Source organism: Exiguobacterium sp. s121 (assembly GCF_018617245.1).
Lineage (GTDB): Bacteria > Bacillota > Bacilli > Exiguobacteriales > Exiguobacteriaceae > Exiguobacterium > Exiguobacterium profundum.
In genome coordinates, this window is record NZ_JACSJV010000001.1 from 1,525,260 (window position 1) to 1,539,700 (window position 14,441).

Here is a 14,441-nt window from a genome sequence, read left to right on the forward strand (position 1 = left end):
CATATGTCACGAAATCCGGCAACTCTCACTTTTTACGAAGTTTCGCATAAAGCGCAAGCTCGCCCTCGCCTTTTCCGAGGATACGGGCAGCGTCCCGCACGGAATGTCGCAACAAGACATCGTCCACGTCGATTGACGCGGACGGGGTCGTCTCTTCTGTCGCCTCTACGACCGTTTGGACGGACTCATTGACAGGGAGCGATGAAGCTTCTTCCTGTTGAACCACGTTCGAACGTTCAACGGGTTCTTGAACAACGAGGTCGTTCATCGACTCCATAAATGAAAGAAGCAACGTTTCGGTCTCTTGCTTCTCTCGTTCGAGCCGTTCGACTCGTTCCTGAAGCGCTTGGACTTGTCGGTAGCCGAATAAAAAACCGTAAGCAACCAAACAAGCTGTGATCACATATACAATATACACTTGTTCATCTCCTTACGATGTCTTTTCTTCTAAATAGGACCGACCGAGCGCGTGTTTTAATGTCTTTAACGCTTTGGAATGAATTTGCGAAATCCGTGATGTTGACAGTTCGAGCACTTCCCCAATCTCCGTCAACGTCAGTTCGTCAAAGTAAAACAAAGAGACGACGAGTCGTTCTTTTTCGGATAGATGGTCGACTTCTGCTGCCAGCACATCAATCAATTCGCGTTGCAACAACGTATCTTCTGGCTTTTCAGAATCCGGGTCGAAATACGTGACAGACATGACTTTTCCTTCTTCTTGCAACGTCACGGCCTCATCAATCGACAACATATTGGCAAAGTACCCTTCCGCCATCGTTCGTTCGATTTCTGCAATCGGTAAGTCGCATGCCGAAGCTAACTCGCTCTTCGTTGGAGCACGATGTAACGACTGTTCAAGCTGTTCTGCCACCTGATCGATTTTTTTCACTTTTTCTCGAACCGACCGAGGTAACCAATCCACTTTTCGTAAACCGTCGATAATGGCTCCACGAATCCGAAACGCAGCATACGTATCAAATTTATTATTGTGCTCTGGATCATATTTCATAAGGGCATCGTACAATCCCATGTAACCCAAACTTTTCAATTCGTCGCGTTCGACGCTCTTTGGAAGCGTCACGATCATCCGTTGTACGTGGTAGTGGATGAGAAACTCGTAATGTGCTAGTAATTCGTTTGCTGTATCCATATCACGGTCCATATTCCAGCGATCCCACAACTGTGTAAGATGAGTCGTCATGTCGATCCCCCCTTATAGTTCTTTCGTACCCACGCTCACCGTCCGAATCGATAAGACAGATGTTGCGACATCAAACTCGATTGTCCGCCCGTTATGTCCGCCACAATCTTCTGCCACGAGCGGAATACGATGGACTTTTAATGCTTGGCGGATGGCCTCGGCGTTTCGCTCACCGATTCGCATCGCCTCGTTCTCATATTTAAACTGAAACATCTGAGCGCCGCCTGCCATCTTTGCTTGAAGCCGTGTGGCCCCTTCTCGTTTCAATGAATGCACGAGTGTATCAATGGCTGTATCTGCGTATTTTCCTACTTCAATCGTCTGGTTCTTACGAGCAATCGTCGAGTCCGGCAACATGACATGTGCCATCGCTGCCAATTGGAGGCGGGTGTCATATAAAATGACACCCACACATGACCCGAGTCCGGCTGTACGTAACCGATTTGGTGCGGTCGTCTGCTTCCATTCGGCAATGCCGATTTTTAATACATCAGCCATTGCCAAGCAACCGTTCTTGAATCCGTTTGAGCGACCCATGTGTTGGTAGGAACAACACATGTCCTGCACTTACTTTTTGATCAATCATAAATGTCGTGTCGATATAGAGCGCCGCGTCTTCCTCAGGTTGTACAGACGTGACGACAAATTCAACAATCGAACCTGCCATATCGATGGCCGTTGCCGGCACTTGAATCATAATCGGTGTCTGTAACCAGTCACCTAGCGCTCGCGCATAAGCACCGCTCATAATATTCCCGACCTCTTCCCAAGCCGATTGGCCGAGCTCATCAAAAGAATCAAATGAATATGGCATCCCAATCAAGGTCGAAACCATTTGCTCGGCATCTTCCACGGCAAACAAAATGAGAATCATTCCACGAATATCACCATCTAATTCCAACAAGACCGAGGCAACATGTCGTTCCGGACCGCCGACTCGCTCTGGTAAATAGGTGATCGGTTCCATTTCGGCAGAAGACACGGTAATGTTCACCGGTTTCGACAGCATTGCCGACAAGGCAGTCGCCGCATGTCCAGACCCTATATTTCCCAGTTCCTTTAACAGGTCTTGTTCAAACTCACTCAGCATACTGTTCCTCAAACAACGCATTCGCATCGAGTAAAGAGAAGAGTTTATCTTCTCCTTTTGCGATGGCTGTCAGATGTGCCGAGAGCATATCGCGGCTCGATTCCGGAATCGGTTCGATTCGTACTTCGTCGCTTTCCACGACCTCATTCGCACGGTCGACGATAAATCCGGCATCTCCTTGATTCAACGAGGCGATCAGGATGCGCGTCTCATCCGTTGGTTCGATTTCTTCGTAGCCGAGTCGCAAGCGAAGGTCGATGACCGGCGTGACGACACCACGAAGGTTGATGACACCTTTCACATGTGACGGTGCGTTCGGCACTCGTGTGATCGGCTGAAGTCGCTCGATTGAACGGACCGACTGTACGTCGATCCCATACGTATTTTCTTCAAGTGAAAAGACTACCCATTTCTGTTCCATCAATATTCCTCCTTAAAAGAGATCGTTACTATCTACGATAAGGGCGACGCGACCGTCACCAAGAATGGTCGCACCAGAGATAGCTGGAATCCCTTCAAGATACGTACCGAGCGGTTTCATGACAATTTCTTGTTGACCGATCAAATCGTTGACGACGACGCCGACGAGTTTGTTGCCTTTTCGAACGACGACGACCGGGAATTGCGACTTCGTCTCTGATTCGATGCCAAACATTTCTTTCATGTAGACGAGTGGGACCAGTTGACCACGGAAGTCGAAGACTCGCTCACGGTGTGCTGTCAAAATGTCCGCTTCATCAAGTAATGTCGTCTCAAGGATCGATGTCAATGGAATCGCATACGATTCCTCTCCCACTTGAACGAGCATCGCCGAGATGATAGAGAGGGTGAGCGGTAAGCTGACCTGGAACTTCGTGCCTTGTCCCCCAACCGTCTCTAGAGAAACGACCCCACCGAGTGACTCGATTTTATTTTTGACGACATCCAGTCCGACACCGCGTCCTGACAAGTCAGTGACCACGTCTGCCGTCGAGAAGCCCGGAGCAAAGATCAGCATCGCCAATTCGTTCTCAGACATCGTCGTCGCTTCTTCATCTGTGATCACGCCGCGCTCCAACGCTTTCGAACGAACCTTGTCGACGTTGATGCCGGCACCATCGTCCTCGATTTCAATGAAGACTCGGTTTCCGCCGTGATACGCACGGAGTGCAAGCATGCCCTGCTCCGGTTTTCCGGCTTGAAGACGTACTTCCGGACGTTCGATGCCGTGATCGATGGCGTTACGGATCAAGTGGACGAGCGGATCGCCAATTTCATCGATGACCGTGCGATCGAGTTCTGTTTCAGCACCTGAAATGTCCAACTGGACTTTTTTATGAATCTCTTTTGCGACCGAACGCACCATTCGTGGGAAGCGATTGAACACTTGTTCGATTGGCATCATCCGGAGGGTCAAGACGAGTGATTGTAACTCGTTCGTTCCCCGCTTGATTTTTTCGACCGTTTCATTCAATTCTGGTTGACCGACTTCGTCCGCCAGGCGCTCAAGGCGTCCACGGTCGATAATGAACTCTTCAAACAAGTTCATCAGACGATCAATTCGTTCTAAGTTGACGCGAATCGTTTTTGCTTGTGCTTGAGCGGCTACTTGCTCTTTCGTATCTTTCGCTTCTTCCTTGTCCGAGGTAGCTTGAACGACAGGTTCAGGTGCAATCGTCTCCGCTGTCACAGCGACTTCTGGCTCACTGACCGCTGTTTCTGTAAACGCATTGACTTCGACGCGCTCCACTTCCGATACTTGAGCGATGGCATGTTCAATCACTTCTGCCGTCTCTTGTGACAAGAATAAGACGTCGAACGACAAGTCAAATTGCTCTTGTTCGATTTCTTCTGTCTCCGGATGTGTGCTGACGACCTCACCTAGTTCTTGAAGGCGATCGAATACCATATACGCACGGGCCGCTTTCAAGACGACCGCGTCAGACAGTTTGACTGTGATTTGATACGCCTCAAAGCCTGTCTGTTTGGCTTGCTCGATGACCGAGTTCGTATATAAATCAATCTCAAACGTGCTCGTCTCTGAAGTTTTTTCGACTGCGACTTCTTTCCCACCGATGAAGGATTGGAATGCGGCGACCGTTTCTGATACATCCACGTTCGCGCCTTGTCCTCCGCTTTCGATGTCCGCAATCATGTCTTCCATCTGTTCCATGGCGATGAACATCGTATCCAACAAGAGTTGGTTACTTTCCTTTTTGCCGCCACGGACGAGGTCGAGCGCGCTCTCCATCTCATGTGTCAAGTTGGCAACGCGTTCGTACCCCATCGTCGAAGACATCCCTTTTAGCGTGTGTGCCGACCGGAAGATCTCCTGTACAACATCCGCCCCACCCGATTGTTCTAATTTAAGTAATTGTGTGTTGATCGATTGGATATGTTCTTGGGATTCATCTAAAAACAACCCTAAGTATTCATTCACGTCCATCTCATTTGCCTCCCTGTCGTTATACTCGGTTCCACTGTTTTCGTAAGTTCCCCATCAAACGGTCCATCAAGTGACGTGGTTTCGGAGGCGTACCCGTAAGCGTTGTCAAAATTCGTTCGAGGCGCCAGCTAATATCACTCTTTCGGTTGTATTGATAAAACGGGACTTGGGCGATGACTGCCTTTCTGACAGATGAGTCGTCTGGTAGAAAGCCGAGGAATCGAATCGTCTTATTTAAAAACTGTTTACATGCGACTTCCATCCGTTCGAAACATTGAAGGGCTTCCTCACCGGACTGGGCTCGGTTGACGATGACGCCAAGCGGTAAGTCCGGGTACTGATGGTGCACCAGTTTCGTATATGCATAACCGTCCATTAGCGAGGTAGGTTCTGGAGTCAAAATCAAGAACATCTCATCGCAACCCGCGATGAATTGGAGTGAGGTGTCCGTCGCTCCAGCCCCCATATCGAACAGGACATAATCATATTCGGTCAATACTTCGAGTTCTCGCATGAGAAATTGCATGTCATCATCTGAGAGATGGACGAGTTGGTCCTGCCCACTCCCTCCATGTAATATATCGACACCATATACATTTTTCTGAACAGCTGCAGCCAATGGAATACGAGCTTTGACGGTCTCGATCATCGTTCTGGACTTCATGGCATTCATCAAGATGTGCACATTGGCCATTCCGATGTCAAAGTCGACAATCAACACTCGTTTTCCGAGTTCAGCTAGGGCGATGGCCGTGTTTACACAGACGTTCGTCTTTCCGACCCCACCTTTCCCACTAGCAAAGGCGATTGTCGTCGGATGGGCAGCATTGATTGCTCTTAAACGCCTTGCTTGGTCCATCTTGCCCACCCTTCTTTCTCAAACAGTCGTTTCGTCAGTGCGTCCGCATGCCCCCGAATCAGATCGTCCGGCACTTCTTGGCCGTCTGTCATCCAGGCGACCGGAAGACCGCTCTTTTTCACCATGCGGTACATCGCGTGGATATCACTTGTCTCGTCCGCCTTCGTAAAAATGAGTGAGCTAAGAGGCAATGACTCGAATTGCGAATAGATCATATCCATGTCCTTCGTTTTGGATGTCAAACTCAAAACGAGCGAAAGGCTTGTTTCAGTGAAGTCGTGATGTTCATGAAACTGTTCGACGTAAGCCGGATCGCGGAAATTTCGTCCCGCCGTGTCGATTAGCACGATGTCTTTACGAGCAAACAATTGCTTGGCACGCTTGAAGTCATGAAAGTCATATGCCACTTCCACCGGAATACTCATGATTTCAGCATACGTCTTCAACTGTTCGATGGCAGCGATTCGGTACGTGTCGGTCGTGATCAATCCGACCGTTTTGCCTTCCGTCAGTTTAAAGTGCGCCGCAAGTTTGGCGAGCGTGGTCGTCTTGCCGACCCCCGTCGGTCCAACGACCATAACATATCGTTTAGCTTCAGGCGGTTCAATGAACGACGATTTGACTTGTTCGTACACGAAACGTTCAGCTTCTTCTACAGATTTTGTCGTGTAGTATAGTTCGTTCAGCGTTTCCTCCCACGACTCATCCGCAAAGGATTCAGTCGAGAGCAGCGATTCGACGTGTTGCAACGAGGCGTGTAGTCTCGGTCCCGCTCCTCCGATCACACGTGGTGGCGTCTGCGTCACGACAGGTGGTGTTGGTGCTGTCCGAACAGGGACAGGCTGTCGTGGCTTTGTGACGACTTGCTCTTTTTCGAGGGCTGCGATGACCTCCACTTGCTTTGACGCAAAGAGACCGAACCATCCTGTCTTCACTTGTCGTGAGTTGAGGATGACCGCTTCGTCTCCGAGCTCTTGTTTCACTTTCGCCATCGCATCAGCCATGGTCTTCGCCGTAAACTTTTTAATCTGCATGTTAAATCACCCCAATACTTTTCACTTCGACGGAACTGAGTAATTCGTTATAAGCCAATACCGGCACATCTGGATAATACCGTTCGAGTAATTGACGAACGAACAGACGAATCGTTGGGGAACATAAAATCACAGCCGATGCCCCATATCGTTCAAACATCGACAGTTGTTCGCCAGTGCGCTCGATAATCTCTCGAGCTTGCTCTGGGTCGAGCGCCAAATAGTTCCCGAACTCCGTTTTCTGAACCGCGTCTTGCACCGTCTGTTCCGTCTGTCCGCCGAGTGTCACGACGTAAAGGGGACCTTCAGGTGGTTTGACTTGATCGGTCAATTGACGGGACAAGCCTTGACGGCAATACTCTCCTAAGATTTCCGCATCTTTCGTCACTTTTCCGTAGTCTGCCATCGTCTCGAACAGAAGCGGCAAGTTTCGAATGGAAACACTTTCTTGGAGTAAGTGGCGTAACACTTTCTGAATTTCGCCAATCGAAAGGACTGACGGCGTCACGTCCTCGACGAGAACCGGATGCGTCTCTTTCAGGTGCTCGACGAGTTGTTTCGTCTCTTCCCGACCGAGTAAATCTGCCGCATGTTTCTTCAACGTCTCGGTCAAGTGAGTCGCGACAACAGAAGGCGGATCAACGACGGTATACCCGCTCATTTCTGCCCGAGTTCGTGTTTCTTCATCAATCCAAAGGGCAGGAAGACCGAATGCTGGTTCCGTTGTTTCAATTCCATATACCTCAGGGTCTTCGATGCCCGGGCTCATCGCCAAGTAATGATCCAGCAATAGCTCTCCCTCTGCAACGACGTTCCCTTTGACTTTGATTCGGTACGCGTTCGGTGATAACTGCAAGTGATCGCGAATCCGGACCGTCGGTAAGATGAAGCCAAGCTCGAGTGCGAGTTGACGACGAATCATGACAACGCGGTCTAACAAGTCACCGCCTTGAGACTCATCTGCAAGCGGAATCAAGCCATATCCGAATTCAAATTCAATCGAGTCAATCTGCAACAGCGAGACGACTGATTCTGTCGGCGCTGTCGATGGTTCCTCTTCGAGCATCGGCTCTTCCGTTGCCTGACGGATATTTCGACGCATCGTGTAGGCGCCGAAGAATGCCGTTCCGGCTATGATCATCGTCACAGGAAGTAGGGGCGGTGATACAAAACCAAGCATGAAGACAATCGACCCGGCGATATAAAGGAGTGATGGGTTTTGACCGAGCTGGTCGATTACGTCTTCCCCTAAGTTTCCATCCGAGACGGCGCGGGTCACGATGATCCCGGTCGCGGTCGAAATCAAAAGTGCTGGGATTTGACTGACCAAGCCATCCCCGATTGTCATGAGTGAGAACGTTTGGAACGCTTCTCCAACTGGTAATCCCATTTGAACGACACCGATGATAATACCGAAGATCAAGTTGATCGTAACGATGATAATACCAGCGATGGCATCTCCTTTAACGAACTTCGATGCCCCGTCCATTGATCCATAGAAGTCCGCCTCGCTTTGAATTTTACGGCGACGCATCTGGGCTTCTTTGTCGTCAATTAAACCAGAGTTCAAATCGGCATCGATGGCCATCTGTTTCCCCGGCATCGCATCGAGTGTGAAGCGAGCAGATACTTCCGATACACGCTCTGCTCCTTTCGTGATGACGACGAATTGAATGATGACAAGAATCAGAAAGACGACAAATCCGACAAGGACATTTCCGCCGATGACGAAATCACCGAACGTCGCAATGACTTCCCCACCATAACCGTTCGATAGAATCGAACGGGTCGTCGATACGTTCAAACCAAGACGAAACAACGTCACAATCAATAAGAGAGAAGGGAATACGGAGAAGTCGAGTGCTTCCCGGGCATTCATCGCCACAAGTAGAATCATGATGGCAATCAAAATATTTACGATGATTAAAAAGTCTAATAAAAACCCCGGTAGCGGGATGATCAGCATGATGACAATCATCAACACACCAATCAAAATTGCAAAGTCTTTCGCTTTTACTGCCAACACATACTCCTCCTCAAGACGGTTGCTTCATTTGATAGACGAATGCCAGTACTTCCGCAATGGCTTGATAAAACGATTCGTCTACCACTTCACCGATGTCGATTTGCGCATAGAGCGCTCGCGCGAGTGGTTTATTTTCAACAATGGCCACGTCATGTTCTTTTGCGACATCTCGAATATGAAAGGCGACCCGGTCGACCCCTTTGGCGACCACGAGCGGCGCAAAATCTTTCGTGTCATCATATCGAATGACGACCGCGTAATGGGTCGGGTTCGTGATGACGACATCGGCATTCGGTATCTCTTGCATCATCCGTCGCATCGCCATTTCCCGTTGTTGCTGTTTGATTTTAGATTTGATGAGTGGGTCACCTTCAGTATTTTTGTACTCATCTTTTATATCTTGCTTAGACATTCGGATCGATTTCTCAAAATCAAATCGTTGGTAGAATAAATCGAGTAGTGCAAGTGCGAGCAAGGCGACACTTACCCAAAGACCAAGTTCGATTGTGATACTCGCGAGTGCGACAATCGATTCACGAACTTGTTCGACGGCCATCCGAGACAGTTCTTTCTGATTTTTCCAAAGGACAGCGACAGCGGTTGTCAGGATGATTAACAATTTGAATAAGGACTTTAAAAATTCGACGACCGCTTTCATACTGACGATGCGTTTGACCCCCTTGATTGGGTCGATCCGCTCAAGCTTTGGTTGAATGGCTTCTAAAGAAAATAACGTTCCGATTTGTAGGTAATTGATGAGAATCCCAAACACGACGGCGACGATAAAGAACGGAGCCAAAATCAAACCGACACGGAGCATTAAGTCGACGACCATATCCGACATGCCGCCCGTCACGTTAAACAATAAATACTCTGGGCTGAGTAAATCGCTGATTAAAGAAAGCAATTGCTGCCCAATCACGGGACCGAAAAAAGATAACATAAGAAACATCGCAAAAAGTGCGAACGCTCCAGTCAAATCGGCTGACTTGGCGACCTGCCCCTTCTTTCGGGAGTCTTCCCGTTTACGTGGCGTCGCTTTTTCTGTCTTTTCACCTGCAAAAAACTGTAGATTGACCGATAAAGGATATAGAGGCTTCTTCATGAGGCGTCTCCTAATATGAGCATAAAGTCGTGCATCACTTCTTGTAATAGCGGGATGAACTGGCTGATTCCTGTCAATGTCAGTCCCATCAATAAAACCATGACGGCAAAACCAGCGATAAGTTTAAATGAAAATCCGATGGCAAAGATATTGAATTGCGGTGCTGACTTCGCTAAAAAACCGAGAGCTAAGTCCACAAGCAGTAAGGAAGCCATCATCGGCAACGCTAATTGCAACGCGACCATCATTGTCATCGTGACGACTTTTACAGCCATCATCAATGAAGCTTCAGTAAAGTTGATCATCGGTTGGCCAGGCGGATAGATTTGAAAGCTATAATAAATGCCGTCAATCAGCAGAAGATGCAGGTTGCTCGTCAACAAAATGAATAGCGTAAAAATATAATAAAATCGTCCAATCAATGGTGATTGACCGCCAAACATCGGATCATATGCGGATGCCATCGCTAATCCGAGCTGTAAATCGATGACCCCACCGGCAATTTGCGGTGCAAAAAATAGGATGTTGATCAACAGTCCGAGTAAAAGTCCGATCATGACTTCATAGACGACTTGCAGGACAAACGCATTGGTCATTTGAATTGGCTCGGTCAATGTGAACATTGCATAGTATGCTAAAAACGCACTGAACGCGACGCGGTGCATGACCGGTAATTGTCTCGTCGAGAACAACGGGACACTGACAAAAAAGCCAGACAGTCGCGCGAACGTTAATCCATACATACTGATGAAGTCGACTGCATTCATTTCGAAGCAACCTCGACCATCAACTCAAAAATCAAACGCGTGAACCCTTCAATCTGTTGAAGCATCCACGGTCCAAAAATGACGAGACCGATGAAGACCGAGATAATTTTCGGAACGAACGATAACGTTTGTTCTTGAATTTGAGTCGTGGCCTGTAAAATCGAGATCACGAGACCGACGATCAGTGAGATGAGTAGAAGTGGCATTGATATTTTTAATAAGGTCCACACACTCTCTGTCGCCAAATAGATGACCATTTCTTGTGTCATGTCCGTTCCCCCTACATACTTCTAAGCAATGATTCCACAATCAAGTGCCAGCCATCGACCAATACAAACAATAATAATTTAAACGGCAGTGCAATCATGACTGGAGGAAGCATCATCATCCCCATCGACATGAGGACACTTGCGACTACCATATCAATGATTAAAAACGGTAAGAAAATCATGAAGCCGATTTGGAAAGCGGTCTTCAACTCACTGATCGCATAAGCAGGAACCAAAGCGAGGAGAGGTACATCATCGAGTGTCTCCGGCTGCTCGTAATTCCCATACTTTAAGAACAGTTGTAAATCTTCTTGTCTTGTATATTTCGACATGAACTCTTTCATCGTCCCACTTGCCTCATCGAACGCCTCATTTTGTGAGATCTTGTCATCGAGGTATGGTTTTAATGCGTTCTCATTTAAGTCAGAGAGAACTGGAGACATGACGAACAGTGTGATGAACAGTGCCAATCCGACAATCAATTGGTTCGGTGGCGTTTGCTGTGTACCGAGCGCCGGTCGAATGAATGACAAGACGACCACGACACGGGTAAAGCAAGTCATCAAGATTAAAAAGGATGGTGCGAGCGTCAGCAATGTTAACAAAATCAATAGCTTGATGGATGTCGATGTACTGTCCGGTGTTTCTAAATTGATCAATTGCTCAAACGTTGTCATGATTTCTTCCTCACTTCTTCTAGCTGAGCGAGTTGTTTCTTAAAGGTGTCTAAAAATGCATTCGAATTTGACGTTCGGAGTGACAAGGTTTCCGTTTGCTCTTCCTCCATCGTGTCCGCATCAAGTCGATCGATCAGTTGAATCGAATCGCCGACACCGAGTACATATACCTGGTCACCGAGCTTCACGAGCTGAACAGAGCGGTCTTTCCCAAGAGGGACGCCTCCGAGATGTTTCATATGTTGAGTCGCTTTCACGCCTTGTGTTTTGGAACCGAGCCAACGCATCAAAACGATAAATCCGCCGACCACGACCACGAGACTTAACACGACTTTCACGCCATTGCCAATGGTTGACGCTGTCGTTGGAACGTTACTTTCCTGTTCATCTGTCTGTTGTTGCTCGAATTGTTGGTCTACGGTGGCGGCCTCAACCGTGGTTGGACCGAAGAGCCCAACCACGAGAAGAATAATCAACCACCATTTCTTCATTGTGCGACCGTTTTAGAAACTGCTTCGATGACACGCTCTGCATTGAAAGGCTTGACGATAAAGTCTTTTGCACCAGCTTGAATGGCATCGATGACCATCGCTTGTTGTCCCATCGCTGAACACATGATGATTTTCGCATTCGAGTCGAAGCTACGAATTTCTTTCAATGCTGCGAGTCCATCCATCTCAGGCATCGTGATGTCAAGTGTGACGAGATCCGGTGTGAGTTCACGATATTTCGCGACAGCGTCCGCTCCGTTTTCCGCCTCACCTACTACGTCGTACCCGTTCTTTGTCAAAATGTCCTTAATCATCATACGCATGAACGCTGCGTCATCTACTACTAATACTTTTGCACTCATTCTAAATTCCTCCTTAAACGATTCCGATCCGCTCATGCGGTTGAATAATTTCTGTTACACGTACCCCAAAGTTTTCTTCAATGACGACGACTTCTCCTCTAGCGATTCGCTGTTGGTTGACATAAATGTCTACCGGCTCACCTGCTAATTTGTCGAGTTCAATGATGGAGCCTTGTGATAACTCAAGTACTTCCCGAACGGATTTTTTCGTTCTTCCTAACTCTACTGTCACGTTTAACGGGACATCATACAGCAACCCAAGATTTGCTGGGGCCGTTTCTTGTGACGCCGGTGATTGGAGTGGCATGAATTCCGCCTGGCTCACAGCTACTTCCGGCATAGATTTTTGCTTGTTTGGTTGTGGGGCAACGGACTGTGCTGGTTGTTGTGCTTGCGGCTGTGGTTTCGGTGCTTCCGCTTTCGGCTGCTCTTTTACCGGTTCTGATGCCGCTTGGACCTCTCCAGTCGCTTTCATCAACTCGTCGACTAACTGCTTTCCAAACTGAATTGGTGCAATCTGGACAATCGTTGAATCAATCAACGTGCCTACTTTGAGATTGAACTCAATGAGTACCATCGTCTCCCATAGTTCAAGGCGATCGATGATTGTCTGATTTTTTGTTGCATCAAACACTTCGACAAGCGGTGGCGAGATGTCAATTTTCTTCGAAAATACCGTCGATAAAGACGTTGCTGCCGCACCCATCATTTGATTCATCGCTTCTTGAACAGCTGATAAACGAATCTCATCAAGGCTCTCCGGATCAACATTCTCTCCACTTCCACCTAACATGAGGTCGGAGATGATTGCCGCATCTTCGCGAGTCAATACGAGAACGTTTTCCCCTTGGATTCCTTCTGTATAGCCAACTCGAAGTGCCACGTGAGGAGTGGGATAGCGTTCGCGTAACGCTTCAATTCTCACTTCACTGACAACCGGTGTCGTAATTTCAACCTTCTGTTGTAATAATGTTGACAAGGCTGTTGCCGAGTTCCCGAATGAAATATTCCCAATTTCTCCGAGTGCGTCGCTCTCCATCGAATCTAAATGTTCTTCTTTTGCTTCGACTTCTGGCGTCGGCGTATTGTCGCTTGTCCCACGTAATAACGCATCAATTTCATCTTGTGACAGCATCTCACTCATTGCTCTTCCTCCTTCACACGGTGAAGCACTTGAACCGCCATTCGCTTCCCGCTCACACCGACTTGCCCTTTAAATACTTTATTTTCCCCCACCATGACGGACAGAGGTTCTTTTGCTAATTGATCGAGTGCCAAACAATCTCCGACTTCTAGATGCAACAAATCTCCAAACGTGATTGTCGTCCCACCGAGTAAGGATACAACTTCGACTGTCGAGTTCATCAATTGAGCTTTAAGTGGCTCTTTACTCGATTGACTTGCATTCCGTCGATTCGCTTCTTGCATCCAATAATGACTCGATAGTTTGGACAATACCGGTTCGATTGTCACGAATGGAAGACAAACGTTGATGGTTCCGCTCACTTCACCAATCGTCACACCAATCGAAATCAAGACGACCGTTTCGTTTGGTGAAACGAGTTGCAGGAACTGCGGATTCACTTCAACAGCTGACATTTCTGCTTTAATCTCAGCAATCGATTCCCAAGCATCTCCATAAGTCGAAAAGGCTCGTTTGTACAATTGCGTCAAAATCCGCATCTCAATTTCGGTGAACGATTCGATTTTATCCATCTCGACACCAGGACCTCCGAGTAACCGGTCTAGCATCGCGTATGAGATGTTCGGATTGACTTCGATGATGAATCGTCCGTTTAACGGTGGCGCCTCAATCAAGTTGATCATCGTCATGCTCGGAATGGAATGAATGAATTCATCGTACGGTAATTGTTCGACCGAGTTGACCGAAAACTGAACATATGTGCGAAGTTGAGCCGAAAAAAATGTCGTGAGCATACGCGTGAAATGTTCGTGAATCCGAGTTAAGCTGCGAATTTGGTCTTTTGAAAATCGAACGGCTCGCTTGAAGTCGTATTGTCGAACTTTCTTCTCTTCCTCTTGCGCGAGAAAGGAGTCCGCTTCGACATCCCCACTGCTTAAAGCAGATAGTAAGGCATCAATTTCTTGTTGAGACAGTACTTCTCCCATGATGC

At 47.9% G+C, this 14,441-nt stretch carries 17 protein-coding genes; all 17 read right to left on the reverse strand.

Translation table 11 applies throughout. The features are described from left to right. Positions 1 to 25: 25 nt before the first annotated feature. The 17 genes from KOG47_RS07835 to fliM are packed head-to-tail and all read right to left on the reverse strand — an operon-like array spanning position 26 to position 14,436. Positions 26 to 418 carry a hypothetical protein gene (locus KOG47_RS07835; protein WP_074037229.1) on the reverse strand — a complete coding sequence of 131 codons (393 nt, stop codon included), beginning with the start codon at positions 416 to 418 and terminating at the stop codon, positions 26 to 28. Between the two features lie 12 nt (positions 419 to 430). Then, the gene (locus KOG47_RS07840; RefSeq protein ID WP_159562099.1) at positions 431 to 1,201 is read right to left on the reverse strand and encodes a FliA/WhiG family RNA polymerase sigma factor; all 771 of its coding nucleotides are present in this window, start codon (positions 1,199 to 1,201) and stop codon (positions 431 to 433) included. Between the two features lie 12 nt (positions 1,202 to 1,213). Further along, complete coding sequence (locus KOG47_RS07845; protein ID WP_031421691.1) at positions 1,214 to 1,699, reverse strand: chemotaxis protein CheD; 486 nt, start codon at positions 1,697 to 1,699, stop codon at positions 1,214 to 1,216. After that, positions 1,692 to 2,291 (reverse strand): chemotaxis protein CheC, encoded by a 600-nt coding sequence (locus KOG47_RS07850; RefSeq protein ID WP_015881411.1) that lies wholly within the window; start codon positions 2,289 to 2,291, stop codon positions 1,692 to 1,694. Before KOG47_RS07850 ends, KOG47_RS07845 begins: the two co-directional genes overlap by 8 nt. After that, the gene (locus KOG47_RS07855) at positions 2,281 to 2,712 is read right to left on the reverse strand and encodes a chemotaxis protein CheW (protein ID WP_015881410.1); all 432 of its coding nucleotides are present in this window, start codon (positions 2,710 to 2,712) and stop codon (positions 2,281 to 2,283) included. The genes KOG47_RS07850 and KOG47_RS07855 overlap by 11 nt, the downstream gene beginning before the upstream one ends. A 12-nt stretch (positions 2,713 to 2,724) precedes the next feature. Then, positions 2,725 to 4,716 (reverse strand): chemotaxis protein CheA, encoded by a 1,992-nt coding sequence (locus KOG47_RS07860; RefSeq protein ID WP_159562098.1) that lies wholly within the window; start codon positions 4,714 to 4,716, stop codon positions 2,725 to 2,727. Positions 4,717 to 4,735: 19 nt separating this feature from the next. Then, on the reverse strand, positions 4,736 to 5,575 hold the full coding sequence (locus KOG47_RS07865; RefSeq protein WP_074037232.1) for a MinD/ParA family protein: 840 nt from the start codon (positions 5,573 to 5,575) through the stop codon (positions 4,736 to 4,738). Continuing rightward, positions 5,554 to 6,609: a flagellar biosynthesis protein FlhF gene (locus KOG47_RS07870; RefSeq protein WP_074037233.1), complete on the reverse strand. Its 1,056-nt coding sequence runs from the start codon at positions 6,607 to 6,609 to the stop codon at positions 5,554 to 5,556. The genes KOG47_RS07865 and KOG47_RS07870 overlap by 22 nt, the downstream gene beginning before the upstream one ends. A 1-nt stretch (position 6,610) precedes the next feature. Further along, entirely contained in the window at positions 6,611 to 8,632 is a 2,022-nt protein-coding gene (gene flhA / locus KOG47_RS07875; RefSeq protein ID WP_159562096.1) for a flagellar biosynthesis protein FlhA, read from the reverse strand. A 13-nt stretch (positions 8,633 to 8,645) separates the two neighbouring features. Next, positions 8,646 to 9,740: a flagellar biosynthesis protein FlhB gene (gene flhB / locus KOG47_RS07880; RefSeq protein ID WP_159562095.1), complete on the reverse strand. Its 1,095-nt coding sequence runs from the start codon at positions 9,738 to 9,740 to the stop codon at positions 8,646 to 8,648. Further along, entirely contained in the window at positions 9,737 to 10,507 is a 771-nt protein-coding gene (gene fliR / locus KOG47_RS07885) for a flagellar biosynthetic protein FliR (RefSeq protein ID WP_074037236.1), read from the reverse strand. Before fliR ends, flhB begins: the two co-directional genes overlap by 4 nt. Beyond that, complete coding sequence (gene fliQ / locus KOG47_RS07890; protein ID WP_015881403.1) at positions 10,504 to 10,776, reverse strand: flagellar biosynthesis protein FliQ; 273 nt, start codon at positions 10,774 to 10,776, stop codon at positions 10,504 to 10,506. Before fliQ ends, fliR begins: the two co-directional genes overlap by 4 nt. An 11-nt stretch (positions 10,777 to 10,787) precedes the next feature. Next, positions 10,788 to 11,453 carry a flagellar type III secretion system pore protein FliP gene (fliP, locus tag KOG47_RS07895; RefSeq protein ID WP_074037237.1) on the reverse strand — a complete coding sequence of 222 codons (666 nt, stop codon included), beginning with the start codon at positions 11,451 to 11,453 and terminating at the stop codon, positions 10,788 to 10,790. After that, positions 11,450 to 11,944 (reverse strand): flagellar biosynthetic protein FliO, encoded by a 495-nt coding sequence (locus tag KOG47_RS07900; protein ID WP_074037238.1) that lies wholly within the window; start codon positions 11,942 to 11,944, stop codon positions 11,450 to 11,452. The genes fliP and KOG47_RS07900 overlap by 4 nt, the downstream gene beginning before the upstream one ends. Then, positions 11,941 to 12,306 (reverse strand): response regulator, encoded by a 366-nt coding sequence (locus KOG47_RS07905; protein WP_015881400.1) that lies wholly within the window; start codon positions 12,304 to 12,306, stop codon positions 11,941 to 11,943. The genes KOG47_RS07900 and KOG47_RS07905 overlap by 4 nt, the downstream gene beginning before the upstream one ends. Positions 12,307 to 12,319: 13 nt before the next feature. Further along, positions 12,320 to 13,450: a flagellar motor switch phosphatase FliY gene (fliY, locus tag KOG47_RS07910; RefSeq protein ID WP_159562094.1), complete on the reverse strand. Its 1,131-nt coding sequence runs from the start codon at positions 13,448 to 13,450 to the stop codon at positions 12,320 to 12,322. Beyond that, entirely contained in the window at positions 13,447 to 14,436 is a 990-nt protein-coding gene (gene fliM / locus KOG47_RS07915) for a flagellar motor switch protein FliM (RefSeq protein WP_159562093.1), read from the reverse strand. Before fliM ends, fliY begins: the two co-directional genes overlap by 4 nt. Between the last annotated feature and the right edge of the window lie 5 nt (positions 14,437 to 14,441).